At 40.5% G+C, this 21,419-nt stretch carries 20 protein-coding genes and 1 riboswitch; all 20 genes read left to right on the top strand.

Annotation, left to right across the window (positions count from 1 at the left end; translation table 11 throughout):
• The first annotated feature begins 112 nt into the window (after nucleotides 1-112).
• The 20 genes from ACNKXS_RS01240 (at nucleotide 113) to ACNKXS_RS01145 (ending at nucleotide 21,245) form a co-directional block, all read left to right on the top strand.
• Complete coding sequence (locus tag ACNKXS_RS01240) at nucleotides 113-1,405, top strand: O-acetylhomoserine aminocarboxypropyltransferase/cysteine synthase family protein (RefSeq protein ID WP_417919294.1); 1,293 nt, start codon at nucleotides 113-115, stop codon at nucleotides 1,403-1,405.
• 66 nt (nucleotides 1,406-1,471) lie between these two features.
• Nucleotides 1,472-2,485 carry an alpha/beta fold hydrolase gene (locus tag ACNKXS_RS01235; RefSeq protein ID WP_417919293.1) on the top strand — a complete coding sequence of 338 codons (1,014 nt, stop codon included), beginning with the start codon at nucleotides 1,472-1,474 and terminating at the stop codon, nucleotides 2,483-2,485.
• Nucleotides 2,448-3,521, top strand: coding sequence for a homoserine dehydrogenase family protein (locus tag ACNKXS_RS01230; protein WP_417919292.1), 1,074 nt, complete (start codon nucleotides 2,448-2,450; stop codon nucleotides 3,519-3,521). Before ACNKXS_RS01235 ends, ACNKXS_RS01230 begins: the two co-directional genes overlap by 38 nt.
• A gap of 4 nt (nucleotides 3,522-3,525) precedes the next feature.
• Nucleotides 3,526-4,689: a trans-sulfuration enzyme family protein gene (locus ACNKXS_RS01225; protein ID WP_417919291.1), complete on the top strand. Its 1,164-nt coding sequence runs from the start codon at nucleotides 3,526-3,528 to the stop codon at nucleotides 4,687-4,689.
• Between the two features lie 33 nt (nucleotides 4,690-4,722).
• Nucleotides 4,723-5,139: an RrF2 family transcriptional regulator gene (locus ACNKXS_RS01220; RefSeq protein WP_298528282.1), complete on the top strand. Its 417-nt coding sequence runs from the start codon at nucleotides 4,723-4,725 to the stop codon at nucleotides 5,137-5,139.
• A 114-nt stretch (nucleotides 5,140-5,253) separates the two neighbouring features.
• Nucleotides 5,254-5,511, top strand: coding sequence for a DUF2061 domain-containing protein (locus ACNKXS_RS01215; RefSeq protein ID WP_417919290.1), 258 nt, complete (start codon nucleotides 5,254-5,256; stop codon nucleotides 5,509-5,511).
• 81 nt (nucleotides 5,512-5,592) lie between these two features.
• On the top strand, nucleotides 5,593-6,222 hold the full coding sequence (locus ACNKXS_RS01210) for a phosphoadenosine phosphosulfate reductase domain-containing protein (RefSeq protein WP_417919289.1): 630 nt from the start codon (nucleotides 5,593-5,595) through the stop codon (nucleotides 6,220-6,222).
• A gap of 10 nt (nucleotides 6,223-6,232) precedes the next feature.
• Nucleotides 6,233-7,132: a sulfate adenylyltransferase subunit CysD gene (gene cysD / locus ACNKXS_RS01205; protein WP_417919288.1), complete on the top strand. Its 900-nt coding sequence runs from the start codon at nucleotides 6,233-6,235 to the stop codon at nucleotides 7,130-7,132.
• A 13-nt stretch (nucleotides 7,133-7,145) separates the two neighbouring features.
• Nucleotides 7,146-8,390: a sulfate adenylyltransferase subunit 1 gene (locus tag ACNKXS_RS01200; RefSeq protein WP_417919287.1), complete on the top strand. Its 1,245-nt coding sequence runs from the start codon at nucleotides 7,146-7,148 to the stop codon at nucleotides 8,388-8,390.
• Nucleotides 8,391-8,547: 157 nt separating this feature from the next.
• A complete protein-coding gene (locus tag ACNKXS_RS01195) occupies nucleotides 8,548-10,641 on the top strand; it encodes a HEPN domain-containing protein (RefSeq protein ID WP_417919286.1) in 2,094 nt (697 codons plus the stop codon).
• Nucleotides 10,634-11,425, top strand: a complete 792-nt coding sequence (gene cobA / locus ACNKXS_RS01190; protein WP_417919285.1) for a uroporphyrinogen-III C-methyltransferase — start codon at nucleotides 10,634-10,636, stop codon at nucleotides 11,423-11,425. The genes ACNKXS_RS01195 and cobA overlap by 8 nt, the downstream gene beginning before the upstream one ends.
• Nucleotides 11,426-11,531: 106 nt before the next feature.
• A complete protein-coding gene (locus tag ACNKXS_RS01185) occupies nucleotides 11,532-12,125 on the top strand; it encodes a precorrin-2 dehydrogenase/sirohydrochlorin ferrochelatase family protein (protein ID WP_417919284.1) in 594 nt (197 codons plus the stop codon).
• Nucleotides 12,118-13,182: an NAD(P)/FAD-dependent oxidoreductase gene (locus tag ACNKXS_RS01180; protein ID WP_417919283.1), complete on the top strand. Its 1,065-nt coding sequence runs from the start codon at nucleotides 12,118-12,120 to the stop codon at nucleotides 13,180-13,182. The genes ACNKXS_RS01185 and ACNKXS_RS01180 overlap by 8 nt, the downstream gene beginning before the upstream one ends.
• Before the next feature lie 67 nt (nucleotides 13,183-13,249).
• Entirely contained in the window at nucleotides 13,250-13,672 is a 423-nt protein-coding gene (locus ACNKXS_RS01175) for an OsmC family protein (RefSeq protein ID WP_417919282.1), read from the top strand.
• On the top strand, nucleotides 13,672-14,178 hold the full coding sequence (locus ACNKXS_RS01170) for a hypothetical protein (protein ID WP_417919281.1): 507 nt from the start codon (nucleotides 13,672-13,674) through the stop codon (nucleotides 14,176-14,178). Before ACNKXS_RS01175 ends, ACNKXS_RS01170 begins: the two co-directional genes overlap by 1 nt.
• An 85-nt stretch (nucleotides 14,179-14,263) precedes the next feature.
• Nucleotides 14,264-14,367, top strand: a riboswitch (SAM riboswitch).
• A gap of 51 nt (nucleotides 14,368-14,418) precedes the next feature.
• Nucleotides 14,419-15,432 carry a homocysteine S-methyltransferase family protein gene (locus tag ACNKXS_RS01165; protein WP_417919280.1) on the top strand — a complete coding sequence of 338 codons (1,014 nt, stop codon included), beginning with the start codon at nucleotides 14,419-14,421 and terminating at the stop codon, nucleotides 15,430-15,432.
• Between the two features lies 1 nt (nucleotide 15,433).
• On the top strand, nucleotides 15,434-18,112 hold the full coding sequence (gene metH / locus ACNKXS_RS01160) for a methionine synthase (RefSeq protein WP_417919279.1): 2,679 nt from the start codon (nucleotides 15,434-15,436) through the stop codon (nucleotides 18,110-18,112).
• Between the two features lie 275 nt (nucleotides 18,113-18,387).
• Entirely contained in the window at nucleotides 18,388-19,344 is a 957-nt protein-coding gene (gene metF, locus ACNKXS_RS01155) for a methylenetetrahydrofolate reductase [NAD(P)H] (protein WP_417920124.1), read from the top strand.
• A gap of 51 nt (nucleotides 19,345-19,395) precedes the next feature.
• A complete protein-coding gene (locus ACNKXS_RS01150; protein ID WP_417919278.1) occupies nucleotides 19,396-20,499 on the top strand; it encodes an acyloxyacyl hydrolase in 1,104 nt (367 codons plus the stop codon).
• The gene (locus ACNKXS_RS01145) at nucleotides 20,496-21,245 is read left to right on the top strand and encodes a head GIN domain-containing protein (RefSeq protein ID WP_417919277.1); all 750 of its coding nucleotides are present in this window, start codon (nucleotides 20,496-20,498) and stop codon (nucleotides 21,243-21,245) included. The genes ACNKXS_RS01150 and ACNKXS_RS01145 overlap by 4 nt, the downstream gene beginning before the upstream one ends.
• Nucleotides 21,246-21,419: the final 174 nt, after the last annotated feature.

Here is a 21,419-nt window from a genome sequence, read left to right as displayed (position 1 = left end):
AACTCGAGAATATAGATTTTAAAAAAGGAATCAATTCAAAAGTCCCCCTGGTAATAGCATATCAGGGGGACTTTTTTAATTCAATCATTTACAATTTTTAAAAATTTATATCATGAGTACTCAAAAATTTTCAACACAGGCTTTACATTCAGGACACGATACAACTCAAAATGGAGGAACCAGAGCGGTACCAATTTACCAGACCAGTTCCTATGTTTTTAAAGATAGTCAGCATGCAGCAGATCTGTTTTCTCTTGCAAAGCCAGGTTTTATATATACCCGTTTAAATAATCCCACCAATGATGTGCTGGAGCAAAGGCTGGCAGCACTGGAAGGTGGAATTGGAGCTGTAGTTACAGCATCTGGAACTGCTGCGATCAATACAGCATTGCTAACATTACTAAAGGCTGGCGATCATATAGTAGCCAGCAGCAGTTTGTATGGTGGGACTTTCAACCTATTACAAAATACATTGCCAAGATTTGGCATAACAACCACCTTTGTGGATCCACGTGATCCTGCAAATTTCCAAAAAGCAGCACAGGAAAATACCCGGGTATTTTTTGTTGAATCGCTGGGAAACCCAAAGCTGGATGTACTGGATCTGGAAGCCATTTCCAAAGAAGCAAAAGAATTCAAAGTGCCATTTATCGTGGACAATACCGTAGCCACACCTTACCTGCTAAATCCAATAGAATACGGAGCAGATATCGTAATACACTCACTAACCAAATATATTGGAGGGAATGGAACCAGTCTTGGAGGAGTGATCATTGATGCTGGTAAGTTCGACTGGTCCAGTGGAAAATTTCCTGAGTTTACCGAGCCATCTTCAGGTTATCATGGATTAGTTTATCACGACGCATTGCAGGAAGCCGCATTCATAGCTAAAGTGAGGATCGAAGGATTGCGTGATCACGGTGCTGCACTGAGTCCGTTTAACGCATTCCAGATCATCCAGGGACTTGAAACGCTGAAAGTTAGAATTAACGAACATAGTAAAAATGCGCTGGAACTAGCCACCTGGCTGGAGCAGCAGGAGGAAGTGGAATGGGTGAATTATCCAGGCCTCGAGTCCAGCGAGTACTACGATATCGCTCAGCAGTATTTACCAAAAGGGCAAAGCGGACTCGTGACTTTCGGGATCAAAGGAGGTTATGAAGTAGCTAAAAAAGTAGTGGATGCTTCAAAGGTATTTTCACTGCTTGCCAATATAGGAGATACAAAATCCCTCATTATTCATCCTGCCAGTACCACTCACCAGCAGTTGAAAGAGGACGAACAATTATCTGCCGGAGTAAAGCCAGATCTAATAAGACTTTCAGTAGGACTTGAAGATACAGAAGATCTGAAAGCAGATTTGAAGCAGGCTTTCGCCCAGGTTGCTCAACAATCACTTGTTTAATTTTAGTTTGGTTTAATCGCCGGAGCCCGTATGAAATGTACGCGGCTTCGGTTTAACCTCAATTTTATGTTACAACAAATAAGCATAACAGATTTCACGAATAGTGCCGGCAAAGTCCAGAACATAGATGTCTGTTTCCAGTTATTTGGCAGAAAACTGGGCGAAGCTCCGGTAATTCTGGTAAATCATGCGCTTACTGGCAATGCCCAGGTTTGCGGTTCAGGAGGTTGGTGGAGTGATATTGTGGGGCATGGAGCTAGCATAGATACAGATCATTATTCTATTCTTTGCATCAACATTCCTGGAAATGGAATTCTGAAGAATGATGAAGAGAACTTTCATCATTATAAAGAGTTTACCCTGAAAGATATTGCCAGAATTCAATTATCTGTTCTGGAACACTTAAATATCACCGAGCTATTTGCGATTATTGGAGCCTCTATTGGCGGAGCACTAGCCTGGCAACTGGCAGCTCTAAAACCAGACCTTGCCTTGCATGTGATCCCGATCGCAACCGATCTAAAATCTACCGACTGGCTTCTTGCAAATTGTAAAATTCAGGACAGGATTTTGAATAATAGTGAGAATCCATTGGAGGATGCGCGTATGCATGCAATGACCTTTTATCGCACACCACAATCACTTAGCTCCAAATTTAGAAATGAAAAAGACGAAACTACGAATAGTTTTAAGGTCGAAAACTGGCTGGAGCATCACGGGAGTAAACTTAGATCGCGCTTTAGTTTAAGTTCCTATAAATTGATGAACCATTTATTGACTACGATCAATATTTCAAACGACTCAAAAAGCGCCATTGAAGTGGCTGCCCAGGTTAAAGGTCATATACATATGATCACGATAGATACCGACCTTTTCTTCCTGGCAGAAGAAAACTGGAACACCTACGTGGAGCTGTCTCTATTCAAAAATAATGTTAGCATCCACGAGATCAAATCTATTCATGGACATGATGCATTTTTGATCGAAACCGACCAGGTAGCCAAATTTATAGAACCCATATTTCAACAAAAAAACTACACAAATGAAAATAATAAATCTCGCTCTGTTTGGGCCGGGTAAGGTTGGGAGTAAATTAATTCAGCAAATCATCGCTGCGAAAGATCAATTTCTAAGAAATTCAGACTTGGAGATCAGGATTGTCCTGATTGCCGATTCCAGTAATTTGATCACTGATCATCTGGGTTTTGATGAGCACTGGAAAGAACGGTTCGGCAAGGAAAAGCGCTCTTACAAATTTCAAGATATTCTGAAATATTTAGAAAAAAATACATTTACTAATCTAATTTCCATAGACACCACGGCAAGTGATAGTTTACCGGAGAATTATATTGACCTGATCGAACATGGGAGTCATATTGTAGCCGCAAATAAAGCAGCTAATACCCTAAGTCTGGAATTTTACGAGCAGTTAAGAACAGCTTTAAAACAACATCATAAAATATTTCAATATGAAACCAATGTGGGAGCTGGCTTGCCAGTGGTAGAAACCATCAAAAGTCTGTACGAATCCGGCGAGCAGGTAACCAGGATCCGGGGAGTTTTTTCGGGTTCACTCAGCTATATATTTAATACCTATTCCAGGCAGAATGTTCAATTTTCTGAAGTGCTTCGGAAGGCTGGTGAATTTGGTTATACCGAGCCAGATGCGCGAGTGGATCTAAGCGGGAAAGATGTAGCCAGAAAATTACTAATTCTCGCACGTGAACTTCAGCTGAAGAAAGAGCTGGAAGAGGTAAGTATTCAATCTTTACTTCCTACATCCTTGAATGGTGGGACCAGTTTACAGCATTTTCAGAAGCAGGTTTCAATTTTAGACGATATTTTTCAGAAGCATAAAGATGAGAACAAGAGCGGCGAAGTATTGCGTTATGTGGGGGAACTCAATGTGGAAAATGGAAGTCTGCAAACGAGGTTGATCTCAGCGAATGCTGCAACTCCGCTAGGCCAGATTGATGGAACCGATAATATTTTTGAGATCTATTCTGAATCCTATAAAGAGTTTCCACTGGTTATAAAGGGAGCGGGAGCAGGAATTGATGTTACCGCACGAGGCGTTTTTAGCGATATTCTGAAGATAAACAAGCAATTAAATTAAAGTAATGGCAGCATTTGAAACCATCGCGGTACGAACACAATTGGAACGAACGCAATTTCAGGAGCACTCCACACCTATATATCTAACCTCCAGCTATGTCTTTGAAGATTCAGAAGATATGCGCGCAAGTTTTGCTGAAGAAAAGGAACGGAATATTTACAGTCGCTATTCAAATCCTAATACTTCAGAATTTATTGACAAGGTGGTGCAGATGGAAGGAGCTGAAGATGGATTTGCTTTTGCGACAGGTATGGCTGCGGTGTTTTCTACTTTGGCAGCCTTACTGGAAAGCGGTGATCATGTGGTTTCATCCCGCTCTGTATTTGGGTCAACTCATGGATTATTCACTAAGTATTTCCCAAAATGGAATATTTCACATGATTATTTTGATGTGAATGCGCCGGAAGATATTGAAAGTTTGATCAAACCTGAAACAAAAATCCTGTTTGCTGAATCACCCACCAATCCTGGTGTTGACATTCTGGATCTGGAATTACTTGGAAACGTTGCCAGAAAACATGATCTCATTTTGATCATAGATAATTGCTTTGCGACTCCGTATTTGCAGAATCCTATAAAATTTGGGGCAGACCTCGTGATACATTCGGCTACAAAATTGATGGACGGGCAGGGTAGAGTCCTTGGTGGAATTACGGTAGGGAATCATGAACTAATTCGTGAGATCTATCTTTTTAGTAGAAATACGGGTCCGGCACTATCACCATTTAATGCCTGGGTTTTATCAAAAAGCCTGGAAACACTGTCTATTAGACTGGAGAAACATTGTGAAAATGCGCTTAAAGTTGCAGAGTTTCTTGAGTCATTACCTCAGGCGGAAACCGTTAAATATCCGTTTTTGAAATCTCATCCACAATATGAAGTGGCAAAAAAACAAATGAGACTGGGCGGTAATATAGTAGCATTCCAGATCAAAGGCGGACTGGAAGCTGGTAGAAAGTTTATCGACAGACTGCAAATGTGTTCAAGATCTGCAAATCTAGGAGATACCAGGACGATCGTGACGCATCCTGCTTCCACGACCCATAGTAAATTAAGTGAAGTAGAGTTGGAAGCGGTAGGAATCTCAGAAAGCCTGGTAAGAATTTCTGTGGGTCTGGAACATGTGGAAGATATTATTGATGATCTTAAAAAGGCTTTGCAGGAATAGCATTAGCAGTCGGAAATTTTCTATTTTCGTTTCATGCTTTCCAAAAAGACCAAGTATGGCATCAAAGCGCTAACATACATAGCGCGAAAAGATGAAAAATTCCCTGTTCAGGCTTCTGAAATTTCAGAAAGTGAGAATATTTCTCAGAAGTTCCTGGAAAGTATTATGCTGGAACTCAGAAAATCTGGCTTTCTAGGATCTAAGAAGGGAAAAGGTGGAGGTTATTATTTAATAAAAAAGCCTTCAGAAATTAAGATGACCGCAGTGATAAGGGTTCTGGAAGGACCTATTGCCATGGTTCCCTGTGTCAGCCTTAATTACTATGAAAAATGCGATGACTGTCCAGATGAGGACGCCTGTTCTGTTCATAAATTGATGATACAGGTTAGGGATGCATCGCTAAATGTACTTGGAGAGAATACGCTTGCAGACATTGCCTTCAAGCATTGATAAGGGTGTTAAAATAAAATTTTACAGAGAAATAAATTGGTGTTTAAATAAACGAAGTCTAGTTTTGCTTATAACCTAGTAAACCGATAGGATTATAGTTTTAATGAAGAGCGTATGTTGATGTTACTGAATCGAACTAAAGAGAAAAGTACCTACAAAAAGGACAGGATTACGGAGCGACCGCTTCGAAGCATTATTAAAACTATAAGTTGGAGGATAGTAGGTACACTGGATACGATAATGATCTCATGGTTTCTCACAGGTAAGATAGAAACTGCTCTCGCTATTGGATCTGTAGAACTGGTGACGAAAATGGTCCTGTATTTCGGGCACGAGCGACTCTGGAACTTGATACCGTATGGAAAGGAATAGTCTTAGTATAAGCGAACCACTATTAGCAGAGTTAATAGTTGTTTTATACTCTTAATTGACGAATGTAAAACTTACAAGGAAATGAAAAAGTATAGCGATATGGAGTTAGAAAAGCTTAACAGTCAGTTACGGGGTGTAGCTCCTTCAGAAATAATTCAATGGGTTTTAGCATCGAGTACCAATCCAGTGGTTACTACCAATTTCAGACCATATGAAGCAGCAATCTTACATGCCTGTACCCTTGTAGACAAGTCTATGAAGATAATTTGGTGTGACACGGGTTACAATACCCTGCCTACCTATAAACATGCTCAATTTCTCGTAGATCATTTAGGTCTAAAAATAAAACTTTATACACCAAAAGAAACTGCTGCTTATAGAGACGCATTTTTTAAAGGTATTCCGAGGGTAGATTCTCCAGATCATAAGGAATTTACCAGGCAGGTAAAACTAGAACCATTCCAGCGAGCAATGGCAGAACAAAATCCAGATGTGTGGTTTACGAATCTTAGGAAAGGACAGACAAATCTTAGAGATAGCATCGATATTCTAAGTTATAGTAAAGACGGGCTTCTTAAGGTCAGTCCTTTTTACCACTGGTCAGACGAAAAATTAGATGAGTATTTGAGAGAGCATAAACTACCGAATGAATTCAAATATTTCGACCCTACAAAAGTATTAGATAATAGAGAGTGTGGTTTACACGCCTAAAAGTTTAAAAATGAGTTCGATCTTAAATCAAAATACGTTAGAAAGCGAAGCTATTTACATCTTCCGGGAAGTTGTGGCTCAGTTCGAAAATCCCGTGCTATTATTTTCGGGCGGTAAGGATTCTATCACTTTGGTACGCTTAGCGCAAAAAGCCTTCTATCCTGCCAAGATTCCTTTTCCTCTAATGCACATAGATACCGGTCACAACTTTCCTGAAACTATCGAGTTCAGAGATCGATTAGTTGAAGAACTTGGACTGAATCTTATTGTACGAAAAGTTCAGGATGATATTGACAGCGGAGTTTCTATTGAAGAAAAAGGCAGGTATTCCAGCAGGAATTCATTGCAAACCAATACTCTTTTAAGTGCTATTGAAGAATATAAGTTTGATGCATGTATAGGCGGAGCAAGAAGGGATGAAGAAAAAGCTCGTGCAAAAGAGAGAATTTTTTCAGTAAGAAATGACTTTGGAGAATGGGATGAAAAGAACCAGCGACCGGAGGTTTTTGATATGTTGAATGGACGAATCGATATTGGTCAAAATGTAAGAGTATTTCCTATTTCTAACTGGACAGAGCTGGATGTTTGGAGTTATATAGATGCTGAAAAGATTGAAATTCCCTCTATTTATTTTGCGCACGAGAGAGAGGTTTTTGAAAGGGATGGTTTGATTTGGACAGCTTCAGAGCATGTTTACAAAGACGATCATGAGCTTACAGAAACGAAAACCGTTCGATTTAGAACTGTGGGAGATATAACCTGTACGGCTGCAGTGGAATCTGGAGCAGATACCGTTGAAAAGATTATCAAGGAAGTAAGGGAGTCAGCTATTTCAGAAAGAGGTGCAAGGATCGATGATAAAAGATCTGAGGCCGCCATGGAAACAAGAAAGCAACAAGGTTATTTCTAAATTAAAGAAGAGAATGGAAGTATTAAAAATAGCAACAGCAGGAAGCGTTGATGATGGTAAAAGTACGCTCATTGGCAGACTGCTTTACGATACCAGATCTTTGACTTCAGATAAATTGGAAGCCATTGATAGGGTGAGTAAGAAAAATGGTCTGGACTATTTGGATTTCTCACTAGCTACAGATGGTCTGGTAGCAGAAAGAGAACAGGGGATCACAATAGATGTGGCTCATATCTACTTTTCAACACCAAAGAAAAGTTATATCATCGCCGATACTCCAGGTCATATTGAATATACCCGCAATATGGTGACCGGGGCTTCAACTTCTCAGGCTTCAATCATACTTATAGATGCCAGAAAGGGAGTTATCGAACAAACGTACCGGCACTTTTTTATAAATAATTTGTTGAGGGTCAAAGAAGTTATAGTCGCTATAAATAAAATGGATCTTGTCAATTATTCCGAAGATGTTTTCAATAGCATCATTAAGGAATTTGAGGAGTTGAGGAGTAAAAGTGATTTCCAGGAACAGAAACTCACCTTTATTCCGGTGAGCGCTTTATGGGGAGAGAATATTGCTGAAAAATCTACTGCAATGTCCTGGTATCAAGGACAAACCATACTGGAACATCTCGAAGATCTCAAAGCTGAAGATTTTGCGGAAGAAAGTCAGGCCAGGTTTTCTGTTCAAACAGTGATAAGACCTAAAACCGAAGAATTTCATGATTATCGTGGATATGCTGGAAAAATTAATGGTAATAGCCTGAGAGTAGGAGATGAGGTGACCGTCTTGCCATCATTGACGACCTCTAAAATCAAGGACATTCATTTTTTCGAAGAAACTTTTGATGAAGCTCCAGCAGGAAGTTCTGTAACCATTAGCCTGACAGATGATATAAATGTCGCCAGGGGAGATATGCTGGTTAAGACCAAAGAGGTTCCTGCAGAAACAAAAGTAGTGGATGCCATGGTTTGCTGGATGGACAATCATCCTTTGGTTCCGGGCAAAAAATATGTTTTACAACATAATAGCAACGATGTTCTGGCTAAAATAGATAAAGTAGAAAGTCATGTCGCTTCGAATTTTGGAGCAGAAGAAAATGTAACTTCTTTAAGTCTGAATGATATTGGTAGCGTAAAGATCAAACTAAGTAAACCTATTTATGCCGACAGTTATAATGAAAATCGAACAAATGGGCGATTTATCCTGGTAGATACTCAAACAAATACCACGGCCGGAGTAGGATTTATTAAATAATTGCTGGAAAATGAACCACTTCAATATCAACATTTTATCAAATATGTGTATGTGCTATTCGCCTCATACTTAAAAGTCCATTTTATAAACTGAGTTATAAAAAGTCCTTTTAAGTGTCATTCTTAAAAGGACTTTTTTCATTTAAATAATCAAGATCATGCAAAGTTTCAGAACCGAAATTGAAAATCCCGTTGTCGAGAAAGATATCCTGGATTTAGAAAAAAAGATCAGGCTTTTTCGCGAAGGAAAGGCTGATGAAGAAAAGTTTCGTAGCCTGCGCCTGGCACGCGGAGTATATGGACAGCGACAGTCTGGAGTTCAAATGGTTCGTATAAAACTACCGTTTGGAAAGGTGACTTCAGAACAATTACACCGGATCGCCAATGTTTCAGATGAGTATTCCAAAGGTCGGCTGCATATCACAACCAGGCAGGATATCCAGATCCATTACGTGAGCCTGGACAGAGCTCCAGAACTTTGGGCGCAACTGGAAAAAGATGATGTCACTCTGAGAGAAGCCTGTGGTAATACGGTAAGAAATATCACAGCCTCGCCAACCGCCGGGATAGATCCCAATGAGCCTTTCGATGTCTCACCGTATGCACACGCTGCCTTTCAATTTTTTCTTCGGAATCCCATTTGCCAGGAAATGGGTAGAAAATTTAAAATCTCCTTTTCTTCTTCAGATGAAGATACTGCGCTTAGTTATATACATGATCTTGGTTTTATCGCCAAACTGAAGGATGGAAAACGCGGATTCAAAGTAATGCTTGGTGGCGGTCTGGGCTCACAACCCAGGCATGCAGATGAGTTATATGACTTCTTACCTGCGGAAGAGATTATTCCACTTATCGAGGGCGTGCTCCGCGTATTTGATCGACATGGTGAGCGAGCTAAACGTCTTAAAGCCAGGATGAAATTTCTTCTGAAGGATATAGGAAAAGAAGCTTTTATGGAACTCGTCGAGGAGCAAAAAACCGCACTTTCGCAAAAGCAACCGGTATATGAAATTGAAAAATTCGAAGCAGCTCCACCATTGCAGCAAGTTGAGGTTCCTTCCGTGGAAATTGAAGATGAAAATGATTTTGAAAATTGGAAAAATACCAACGTTTTTGCACAAAAGCAGGAGGGTTTGTTTGCTATTGGTATTCGTGTCCCGTTGGGTGATTTCTATACTGGTGGTGCGAGGCAGCTAGCAGATTTGATTAAAAAATACGCAGGTAACGAGTTAAGATTAACCTTAAGACAGGATATTTTGATTCGTCACGTCCGGCAAGATTTACTGCCGTTTTTTTATACTGAACTTAAAAAACTAGGGTACGCCGAAGTTGGGTACAATAAAACCGTAGATATTACCGCCTGTCCGGGCACCGATACCTGTAATCTTGGTATTGCCAGCAGTACCGGTATTGCCGATGTGCTGGAAGATGTTCTGAAAGAAGAATATCCGCAAGTCACGAATGGAAAAGATATTACCATTAAAATTAGTGGTTGTATGAACGCCTGTGGACAGCATAATATGGCTGAGATTGGATTTCAGGGAATGTCTATAAAAGTCGGAAAAACGGTTGCACCGGCACTTCAGGTTTTACTTGGTGGGGGAACCCTTGGAAATGGCAAGGGTAGATTTGCAGATAAACTTGTAAAAGTTCCCAGTAAACGTGGTCCTGAAGCATTGAGGATCATACTAGACGATTTTGAAGCAAATGCAGAAGCACAGGAAAAATTTGTGGAGTATTACGATCGTAAAGAAAAAACCTATTTCTATGATTTGCTGAAAGATCTGGCAGATACTTCAAATATTTCCGAGAATGAGTTCGTGGACTGGGGTCATGAAACTCCATATATAAAGGCAGTAGGAGTAGGGGAATGCGCCGGGGTGGTCATCGATCTAATTGCAACTTTATTATTTGAAAGTGAAGAGAAGATCGATAATGCGAAATCTGCCTTGGAGCGAAAGGATTGGGCAGACAGTATTTATCACGCGTACACTTCGATAGTAAATTCAGCGAAAGCCCTGCTGCTGGCTGAAGATGTGAAAACGAATACCCAGGCTGGGATCATTGCGCAATTTGATGAACTATTTGTTGAAACTGGCAGGATCGATCTGGCGACTACTTTCAAAGAGTTTGCATACCAGTTGAACCAGCATGAACCCAGCGAGGACTTTGCCAGAAAGTATTTAGAGGATGCGCAGTTATTTCTGAATAGAGTGGATGCTTATAGGACGAAGGAGGTACAGAATGTTTAATTCAGCAAAACTAACGGTAGTAGGCGCAGGTCCGGGTGATCCGGAATTGATCACAGTGAAGGCTTTAAATACTTTAAAGTCGGCTAACGTAATTCTGTATGATGCACTTATTAATAGAGACTTATTGGAATATGCGCCCCAGGCGAGATATATTTTCGTGGGAAAACGAAAGGATAAACATCGATTTTCTCAGGATGAGATCAATGAACTAATTGTGAAATATGCTGCAGAAAAAGGTCATGTGGTAAGACTTAAAGGAGGAGATCCATTCATCTTCGGAAGAGGGTCTGAGGAGATCATCTATGCTCAAAAGCATGGACTGGAAACTGCGGTTGTTTCGGGAATAACCTCTTCCATTGCGGTACCGGCAAATGTTGGAATTCCGCTGACGCAAAGAGGCACTTCTGAAAGTTTCTGGGTGATCACGGGAACCACTTCTCACAAGAATTTATCTAATGACGTGCAATTGGCAGCACAATCTACAGCAACCGTAGTAATCCTGATGGGAATGGGAAAATTGAAGGAGATAGTGGAGATCTTCAGTGGTTTTGGAAAGCAAGATGTGCCCGTAGGAATTATTCAGAATGGTACTACTGCTAATGAAAATTCAGGTTTTGGAACTATAAAAACTATTGAAAAGATAGTTTCAGAAAAAAATCTGGGAGCGCCTGCGATCATCGTGATTGGTGAAGTGGTGAAAGAAGCGAATGCTTTACAAACTGTTTATCAGAACGTGAAAAGTCTTCCGAAGCAATCAAAATTTGTCAAAGTAGGAGCAGCTTAAATGCAATTACCACGTCAAGCTGAACTTATTTCAGCTTCTGTAAAGATCCTGATGTTCAGCATGACGACATGTCAAACTGCGCTAGTCGAAGTTTAATTAAAATAAAATGGAAGAGAGAAACGAACTATATCCGGTTTTTTTAAAAGTAAATCAACTTAATATTTTAGTAGTTGGTGGCGGAAATGTTGGTCATGAAAAACTTCATTTCCTTTTCAAATCCAGTCCCAATGCCCAGGTTGAAATTGTGGCAAAATGGTTTCTTCCCGAAACTGAGGAGCTTGCCAGAAAACACGGAGCTAAATTGACAAAGGGAAGGTATAAACGAAAATATCTCAAGAAGCGACATTTTGTGATCGCAGCAACAAACGATGCAAAGCTTAACAAAAGAGTGTATAAAGATGCAAAAAAGAGATTTTTACTGGCGAATATCGCAGATACACCAGAACTATGCGATTTCTATATGGGCGGGATCGTAAATAAAGGCCATGTAAAAATTGCGATTTCTACCAACGGAAAATCGCCCACTACTGCCAAAAGACTTCGTCAGTTTTTTGAAGAAGTAATTCCCGAAAATGTGAACGAAATGGTGGAGAATTTGAATGAATACCGAAAATCCATTAAAGGTGATTTTGAAGCCAAAGTAAAACAAATGAATAGTATTACGGAGTCTTTAATATATAAAAAGGAGAAAAATGATTAAAACAGATATCCTGATCATTGGAGCAGGACCCACAGGATTGTTTACCGTATTCGAAGCGGGACTGTTAAAGCTTAGAACACATCTTATTGATGCCCTGCCTCAACCAGGCGGACAGTGTTCTGAGATCTATCCGAAAAAACCTATTTACGATATTCCGGCGTTTCCAGAGATCCTTGCGGGTGATCTTGTTAAGAATTTAATGGAGCAAATAAAACCTTTTGAGCCAGGTTTTACACTTGGCGAGCGAGCAGAAACTCTGGAAAAACTGGATGACGGGACTTTCATTGTAACCACTAATAAGGGAACTCAACATCATGCCCCCGTTGTTGCGATCGCTGGCGGACTTGGTTCTTTCGAACCTCGTAAACCACCAATTTCTAATATTATAGATTTTGAAGATAAGGGAGTATCTTATTTCATTAAGGATCCTGAAATATATCGTAATAAAAGTGTGGTGATCGCTGGTGGTGGTGATTCTGCTTTGGACTGGGCGGTTTATTTAGCCGATGTTGCGTCAGAAGTTGCCCTGGTGCACAGAAGAGAGGAATTTCGTGGTGCTCTGGATTCTGTAGAAAGAGTTTCAGAATTAGCCAAGCTTGGAAAAATAGAAATGATCACAAATGCAGAGGTAATCGGACTCAAAGGCGAAGATCAGCTGGAACAGGTGGTTATTCGACATAAAGACAAAGCTCGCGGGGAAGAATTTAGAGAAGTGGATGAATTTATCCCGCTTTTTGGTTTATCGCCTAAACTAGGACCAATTGGAAATTGGGGACTGGAAATCGAAAAGAACGCTATTAAGGTAGATAATTCTTACGATTACCAGACTAACATTCCGGGAGTCTATGCGATTGGTGATATAAATACCTATAAAGGGAAACTGAAATTGATTTTGTCTGGCTTTCATGAGGCGGCTATTATGTGCCAAAGTGCTTATGCTCGAATCAATCCTGATAAAAAGTATGTGATGAAGTACACGACTGTTGGCGGGGTGGAAGGTTTCGACGGGACAAAGAAAGAAGCAAAACGAGAAGTGATTAAAAGTATTAGCGTTTAACCATCAGCGAATAACCACTTACATTTAAAAGTGCGAGAATTCCTATCTTTATTGAAAATTTGAAAAAATGAAGATCAGTTTAAAAAGAATCAACGAGAATTACCTGTTCGAGACGGTAAATGAGCGTGGGAACATAGTTTTACTTGATAACAAATCTGATGCGGAACCAAAAGGAGCAAGTCCCATGGATCTTCTGCTTAGAGGAATTGCAGGTTGTAGCAGTATAGATATTGTGATGATCCTTAGAAAGCAGAATCACGAACTGGAAGATCTTCGGGTTGAGGTGGATGGATATCGTGAAGATGGCGCCATTCCCAATGTATTCAAAAAGATCCATCTTGATTTTATTCTGAAGGGCGACGTTCCAGCAGCAAAAGTGGCGCGGGCAGTGAAATTATCAATGGACAAATATTGTTCAGTTTCAAAAATGTTGGAAAAAGCTGCGGAGATATCTTACAGTGTAAGCCTTAATTCTGAAAAAATCCTTTAGTGAATTCGTTTGAAACGAAAATTGTTAAAACCTGGGATCCTTCCTGGAATGTCCGTATTCTGGTAGCCCTATTATTGCTGGGTAGCGGTGTAATCGCGTATGTCTGGAAACCGGAAAATCCCTGGCTGTTACATTCCGCACATGTAGTGTATGTTATCTGCATGTTTATCGCCCTGGGGCAGAGCTTTCTAAAACCAAAGGAATTAGGATTTTTGAAGATCACTCGGGATGAGATCGTTATTGAAAAAGAGAACGAATCAAAAACATATAAGATCGCAGCATTACAGGATCTTGGTTTCGACTATGTAGGATATGCCAGTTTCTGGAAGCATACGATCTACGGAAATAAGAATCATTTATATTTTACCGACAGATCTGGAGAAAAGATTGACCTTGAAATAATACTTTCAAACAAAGAGATGAAAGAAGAATTCAAATCATTTCTGAAGGAATTAAGTGAAGATAATTTACTGAAGGTCCAAAAGAGCGGGAATTTCTCATTTTAGGAGCGAGATTAATTTTTTGCCAAAACTCTTGGTTTTTAGAGGCTGAGTCCTATATTTGTCGCGTAAGTTCATTGTTTACTAACATTCGTTATCAAGAAAGGTTGAGGGATTAGACCCTGTGAAACCTTAGCAACCCTCCTTTGGAGAAGGTGCTACATTCTACCGAGTTCAGTCTCGGATAGATAACAATCAGAATTCTTTCCAGTCTTCTTTTTTTGATATCGTATTATTTAAATAATCATGTCGAAATTAGAAGAATTACTCTCTCAAAAAATATTAATCTTAGACGGTGCTATGGGCACCATGCTTCAAGAATACAAATATTCTGAAGAGGATTTCCGTGGGCAACGTTTTGCCGACTGGCCCGTTTCTCTCAAAGGGAATAACGACCTGCTTTCCATCACGCAACCTGAAGCGATCGCCACCATACATCGTAAATATTTTGACGCCGGCGCCGATATTGTGGAAACCAATACTTTCTCCGGAACCACTATCGCGATGGCAGATTATCAAATGGAAGAGTTTGTTTACGAACTCAATTTTGAGTCGGCAAGGATTGCCAAAGGTGTGGCAGAACAGGTGACTGCTGAAGATCCCTCAAAACCAAGATTTGTGGCGGGCGCGATTGGTCCAACCAATAAAACCGCTAGTATGAGTCCGGATGTGAATGATCCGGGATTCCGTGCCATTTCTTTTGAGGAACTTCGGAAAGCATACAAGCAACAGGCAAAAGCATTAATCGAAGGTGGTGTTGATGTTCTTCTCGTAGAAACCGTTTTTGACACTTTGAATGCGAAAGCTGCTCTTTTTACGATCGAAGAATTAAAAGAAGAATTGAATGTTGATATTCCAATTATGGTAAGCGGTACGATAACCGATGCTTCCGGAAGAACACTTTCAGGGCAGACTGCCGAAGCTTTCCTTATTTCGGTTTCACATATTCCTTTATTGAGCGTTGGTTTCAATTGCGCTTTGGGAGCAAAACAATTGACTCCTCATCTGGAAGTTTTGAATCGATATGCGAATTCCGGAGTTTCAGCCTATCCCAATGCCGGTCTACCAAATGCATTTGGAGATTACGACCAGGATGCAAAGGAAATGGCCTCCCAGATCAAAGAGTATCTGGATAAAGGTTTGGTTAATATTCTTGGTGGATGCTGCGGTACAACCCCAAAACACATCAGAGCTATTGCTGAAATTGCTTCGAATTACAAACCGCGAGTTTTACCACAACTTCAATCTGAAAGCGCTTAATATGTCAGAAATTAGACCTTTAAAACTTTCCGGACTCGAACCACTGGTGATCACACCGGACAGTAATTTTATAAATGTTGGTGAACGAACCAATGTCGCCGGATCTAAAAAGTTCCTTAGGCTTATCAAAGAAGAAAAGTTTGATGAAGCCCTGGATGTAGCTCGCGAGCAGGTTGATAATGGCGCCCAGATCATTGATGTGAATATGGACGATGGGTTGATCGATGGCAAAGAAGCCATGGTGAAATTCCTGAATCTGTTGGTTGCCGAACCCGATATTTCTCGTGTTCCTATTATGATAGACAGTTCAAAATGGGAAATTATTGAAGCCGGACTTCAGGTGGTGCAGGGAAAATGCGTGGTAAATTCCGTAAGCCTGAAAGAAGGAGAACAGGAATTTATCGAAAATTCCAAGAAGATAAAACGCTACGGCGCCGCCGTGATCGTAATGGCTTTTGATGAAACCGGTCAGGCAGATAATTATGAACGCCGAATCGAAATAGCGAAGCGGTCTTATGATATTCTGGTGAATAAAGTAAAATTCCCTCCCGAAGACATCATTTTCGATTTAAACATTTTCCCGGTAGGAACGGGAATGGACGAGCATAAAAGAAATGCCATCGATTTTATTGAAGGTACGCGCTGGGTAAAGGAAAATTTACCGCATTGCAGTGTGAGTGGTGGAGTGAGCAATGTTTCGTTTTCTTTCCGCGGAAATAATCCCGTTCGGGAAGCGATGCATTCTGTGTTTTTATATCATGCGATCAAGGCCGGGATGAATATAGGGATCGTGAATCCTTCGATGCTGGAAGTCTATGATGAGATTCCTAAAGATCTGCTGGAGCATGTTGAAGATGTGATTTTAGATCGCAGGGAAGATGCGACCGAGCGATTACTGGATTTTGCTGAGAATGTCGTTGGACGAAAAAAGGAAAATAAAGTAGACCTATCCTGGCGTGAAAAGCCTTTGCAGGAACGAATTACGCATGCGCTCGTAAAAGGTCTGGACGCCTATATTCTGGAAGATATCGAGCAGGCCCGTATTGAAGCTGAAAAACCTCTGGATGTGATCGAAGGTCCGTTGATGATAGGGATGAATGTGGTTGGTGATCTCTTCGGAAGTGGAAAAATGTTCCTTCCGCAAGTGGTAAAGTCGGCGAGGGTGATGAAAAAAGCTGTCGCGCATCTTTTACCATATATTGAAGCCGATAAATCGAATAAAAGACAGTCGGCTGGAAAGGTTCTAATGGCAACGGTGAAAGGTGACGTGCATGATATTGGTAAGAATATCGTAGCGATGGTTTTGGGTTGTAACAATTACGAGATCATCGATCTTGGCGTGATGGTTCCGCCGGAAAAGATCATTGAAACTGCCAAAAAAGAGAATGTGGACGTGATTGGTCTTAGCGGACTTATTACTCCGTCCCTGGACGAAATGGTTTTCTTGGCTAAAGAAATGGAGCGACAGGATTTTTCTGTTCCTTTATTGATTGGTGGTGCGACCACTTCAAAAGCACATACGGCGGTAAAGATAGATCCGCAATACAAACATGCGGTAGCGCATGTGAATGACGCTTCCCGTGCCGTTACCGTGGTCGGAGATCTTTTAAAAGAAAATTCCCGTGAAAAATATAAGACAGACCTGAAAGACCAGTATGAGGTTTTCAGGAAGAACTTTAGTAAGAGAAGTAAGGTCAAGTCTTTTCTAAATATTGAAGAAGCCAGAAAGAATAAATTCCAGATCGACTGGGACAAAACCGAAATCTTTAAGCCGAATAAACCGGGAATACAGATCATTAAAGATTTTGACCTGAAAGAACTGGTGGATTATATAGACTGGAGTCCGTTTTTTAGAAGCTGGGATCTGCATGGTCGCTATCCTGATATTCTGAAAGATGAAAAGGTTGGGGAACAGGCGCAAAATTTATTTGATGACGCGCAGGTTTTACTGCAGCGAATTTTATCTGAAAATCTACTGAAAGCAAAAGCGATCTTTGGTCTTTTTGAAGCTAATTCAGTAAATGATGATGATATTAAAGTTAGATATTCTGAAGATTCAGAACAGAAAACTGCGATTTTTAGAACACTTCGTCAGCAATTGAAGAAGCACGGGTATCAGCCAAATTTCGCCCTGGCCGATTTTATTGCGCCGAAAGATTCGGGAATCCAGGATCATATTGGCTGTTTTTGTGTGAGTACCGGTTTTGGAACCCAGGAATTAGCCGCGCAATTTGAAAAAGAGCACGATGATTATAATTCGATCATGATCAAAGCGCTGGCCGACCGACTAGCGGAAGCTTTTGCAGAATACCTGCACAAACAAATTAGAACGGAAGATTGGGGTTATGCTTCCGATGAAAATCTGAGTAATGAAGACCTGATCAAAGAAAATTATAAAGGAATTCGACCAGCTCCGGGGTATCCCGCCTGTCCGGATCATTTAGAGAAATTAACCATCTGGGAAATCTTAAAAGTGAAGGAAAAGATAGGAGTGGAATTAACTGAAAGCTTGGCAATGTGGCCCGCGGCCAGTGTAAGCGGATATTATTTTGCCAATCCTGAGGCGAAATATTTTGGACTGGGAAAAATAAAGGAAGATCAGGTTATGGATTATGCAGAGCGAAAAGGAATAGATTATCGCAAAGCAGAAAAATGGTTGAATCCGAATATAGCGGACTAATACTGAGTATTTAGACCAATAAGAAATTAGAGAAGTCAGAAAAGATATCAGTGAAGCTGAAGTAATTCAACTCCGTGAATCATAGATTTTGGCTTTTCTGAAGATTCTGAAGCAGGTTCAGAATATTAAAAAAGTGTGAAGTGAAAAATCTGCGTTAGGGATTGCAGCGGCATCCTTTTAGTACGAAGCTGAGCATGTCGAAGCATCGTGCTAAGAGATACAGCGAAAAGCCCGGCCCGAAGGGCAACGCACAAATTGAAATTATTACCAATATCATGAAGATTACCGAACATCTGGAGAAAACAATAGGAGAAACAGTATTCTCCTTTGAGATCCTGCCGCCTTTAAAAGGATTTAATATCAATTCGATTTACGAAAATATCGATCCTTTGATGGAATTTAATCCGCCATTTATAGACGTGACTTATCATCGTGAAGAATATGTGTATTCTGAACGTGAAAACGGACTCCTTGAGAAAAAGATTGTTAGAAAACGGCCCGGAACTGTTGGGATCTGTGCGGCTATCCAAAGCAAATATGGAGTGGATGCGGTACCTCATATTCTTTGTGGAGGTTTTTCAAAGGAAGACACCGAGAATTTTTTGATCGACCTGGACTTTCTTGGGATCAAGAACGTGGTGGCACTACGGGGAGATGCAGTAAAAAGTGAAACTTATTTTAAGCCGGAAGCAAACGGTCACCAATTTGCCAGTGAACTGGTGGAACAGATCAGGGATATGAACGAAGGTAAATATCTGGATGAGGTCATTGAAAAAGGGCATAACACAGATTTCTGTATAGGCGTTGCTGGTTATCCGGAAAAACATATGGAGGCTCCAAGTATAGATTCTGATGTTCGGCGCTTAAAACAAAAAGTGGATGCCGGAGCAGAATATGTGGTAACCCAGATGTTTTTTAATAACCAGTGCTATTTCGAATTCGTTGAAAAATGCAGGGATCAGGGAATCAATGTGCCTATTATCCCGGGATTGAAGCCTTTAGCAACCAAAAAACAATTGAGTTTACTGCCGCATAGATTTCATGTGGATCTTCCGGAATCCCTGATTCACGAAGTTGAAAAATGTGAAAATAATCAAGAGGTCCGACAGGTTGGTGTAGAATGGTGCATCCAGCAAAGCAAAGAATTAATTAAAGGTGGAGCGCCTGTTTTACACTATTATTCCATGGGAAAAAGTACCAATATCAGGCAGATTGCCGAAGCGGTTTTCTAAGTTCAAACTCTAGCGGAATAATATTCGTAAATATGTTAGATTTGTTTCCTTATGAAAAGAATTCTCCCCGCTCTCCTCATGTTTTTCAGCTTGTTTATACAGGCACAGGAAGAAAAACCTGAAAAATATTATTCCTTCGATGCCAGTTATTTTTATGGAAGTATCCTTGAACATAACCCGGATATTGCGCATTTGATCGATGAACATCAGGAAGGTTTTTTACTGAGTGTGAACCGGAAAACCTACGGACTCGATAAATGGGAAAGCAGGTACAATTATCCTGATTTTGGTTATTCTTTTATCTATCAGAATATGAAGAATCAGTATCTCGGTGAGAATTATTCTGTTTACGGTCATTTTAGTTTCTATTTCCTGCAGCGATTGCTGATGTTTAGGATAGGTCAGGGGATTGCATACACCACCAATCCTTACGATCCTGATACCAATTATCAGAATAATGCCTACGGCACCCGCCTTTTAAGTTCTACCTATTTAATGGGAAATATTCATAAGGAAAAGATCGTGGGTGGACTGGGACTGAATGCCGGGGTCACGATCATTCATTATTCCAATGCAGACATGGGTTCCCCAAATCATAGTACCAATACCTTCACATTTAACGTAGGGCTGAATTACCTGCTGGATCATAAGGAACATCCTGACTATATTCCAAGAGGAGAGGAGGAAAAATATACCGAACCTTTTCATTATAATATTGCTGTTCGAAGTGGTGTGAACACTTCAGGGGTGATTGGTTCTCCAAGGTTGCCATTTCTAACGGTTTCAGCGTATGCAGATAAAGTCCTGAATCATAAAAGTACGCTACATGGAGGAGCAGAGCTTTTCTTTTCAAGATCTTTGGAAGAATTTATCAGGTATCAGTCGATAGCATTTCCGCAGAAAGGTACTTCAGGCGATGAGGATGCTAAGCGAGTGGGATTATTTTTGGGTCACAAACTCACTTTTAATAAAATGTCCCTGATCACCCATCTTGGGTATTATGCTTATTATCCCTATGATGATTATGTAGATAGAATTTATAACCGAATGGGTTTGCAACGTGATTTTTCTAAAGACTGGTGGGCTTCGGTCACAGTTCGATCCCATGGAGCAAATGCAGAAGCAGTAGAATTTTCAATAGGTTACAGATTATGAAAAGACTGATATTTTTATTCTTCGGAATAGTTCTCTGGAGTTGTGATTCTGAAGATGCCAATGACTGTTTTCAGAAAGCTGGCGCGATCACTTCCGAAGAAATAGTGCTTGAAAGCTTTGACGAGATCCTGGTATATGACAAGATCAAATTGTTTATTGAGCAAGGTGAACAGCAAAAAGTGGTTGTGGAAACCGGTGAAAATCTTCGAAATGAGGTCTCGGCTGAAGTGATTGATGGTCAGTTAATTTTACGAAACGAGAACGATTGTAATTTTGTGCGCGATTTTAATATCACCAAAGTTTATGTGACTGTTCCCGATCTTACTTACCTGAGACATGCAGGAAATTTGATGATAGAAAGTGTAGGTAAGCTGGAGCTGGAAAACCTTTGGCTGGTTTCTGAAAATCAGGATAAGGACATCGAAGTTTATACTAATGGGGATTTCAAGCTTGATCTTCAGGTGGAGAATCTTAGAATCACGAGCGACAATTATTCCCATTTCTTCCTTTCCGGAAGCGTAGAAAATTTTGACGGCTTCTTTGCAGCAGGAGATTCCAGGCTGGAAGCAAGAGACCTTGTCGTACAGCATTACGACTTACTACATCGTGGTACGAATAAGTTGATCATTAATCCGCAGCAATCATTAAAAGCCGATCTTTTTAGTTATGGCGATATTATTTCTGTAAATCGACCGCCGGAAGTCAATGTGACCGAACACTTCGAAGGCAGATTGGTTTTTGAATAGTTCAATGATTTTTCTGGTTTGGGCGTTGCCCTTCGGGCCGGGCTTTCCTCTATATCCCCGATAAAAATCGGGGAATGCCGCTGCAATCCCTAACGCAAACAAATAAAAGGGAGGTTGAGAGATTCAACTGTAGTTTAGAGTGATTGAACCTGCGCTGGATCATTTTATTTTTTG

Origin of the sequence: Christiangramia marina, from assembly GCF_048285865.1 — a bacterium.
GTDB classification, from domain to species: domain Bacteria; phylum Bacteroidota; class Bacteroidia; order Flavobacteriales; family Flavobacteriaceae; genus Christiangramia; species Christiangramia marina.
This window is presented reverse-complemented; position numbering and strand designations above follow the sequence as displayed.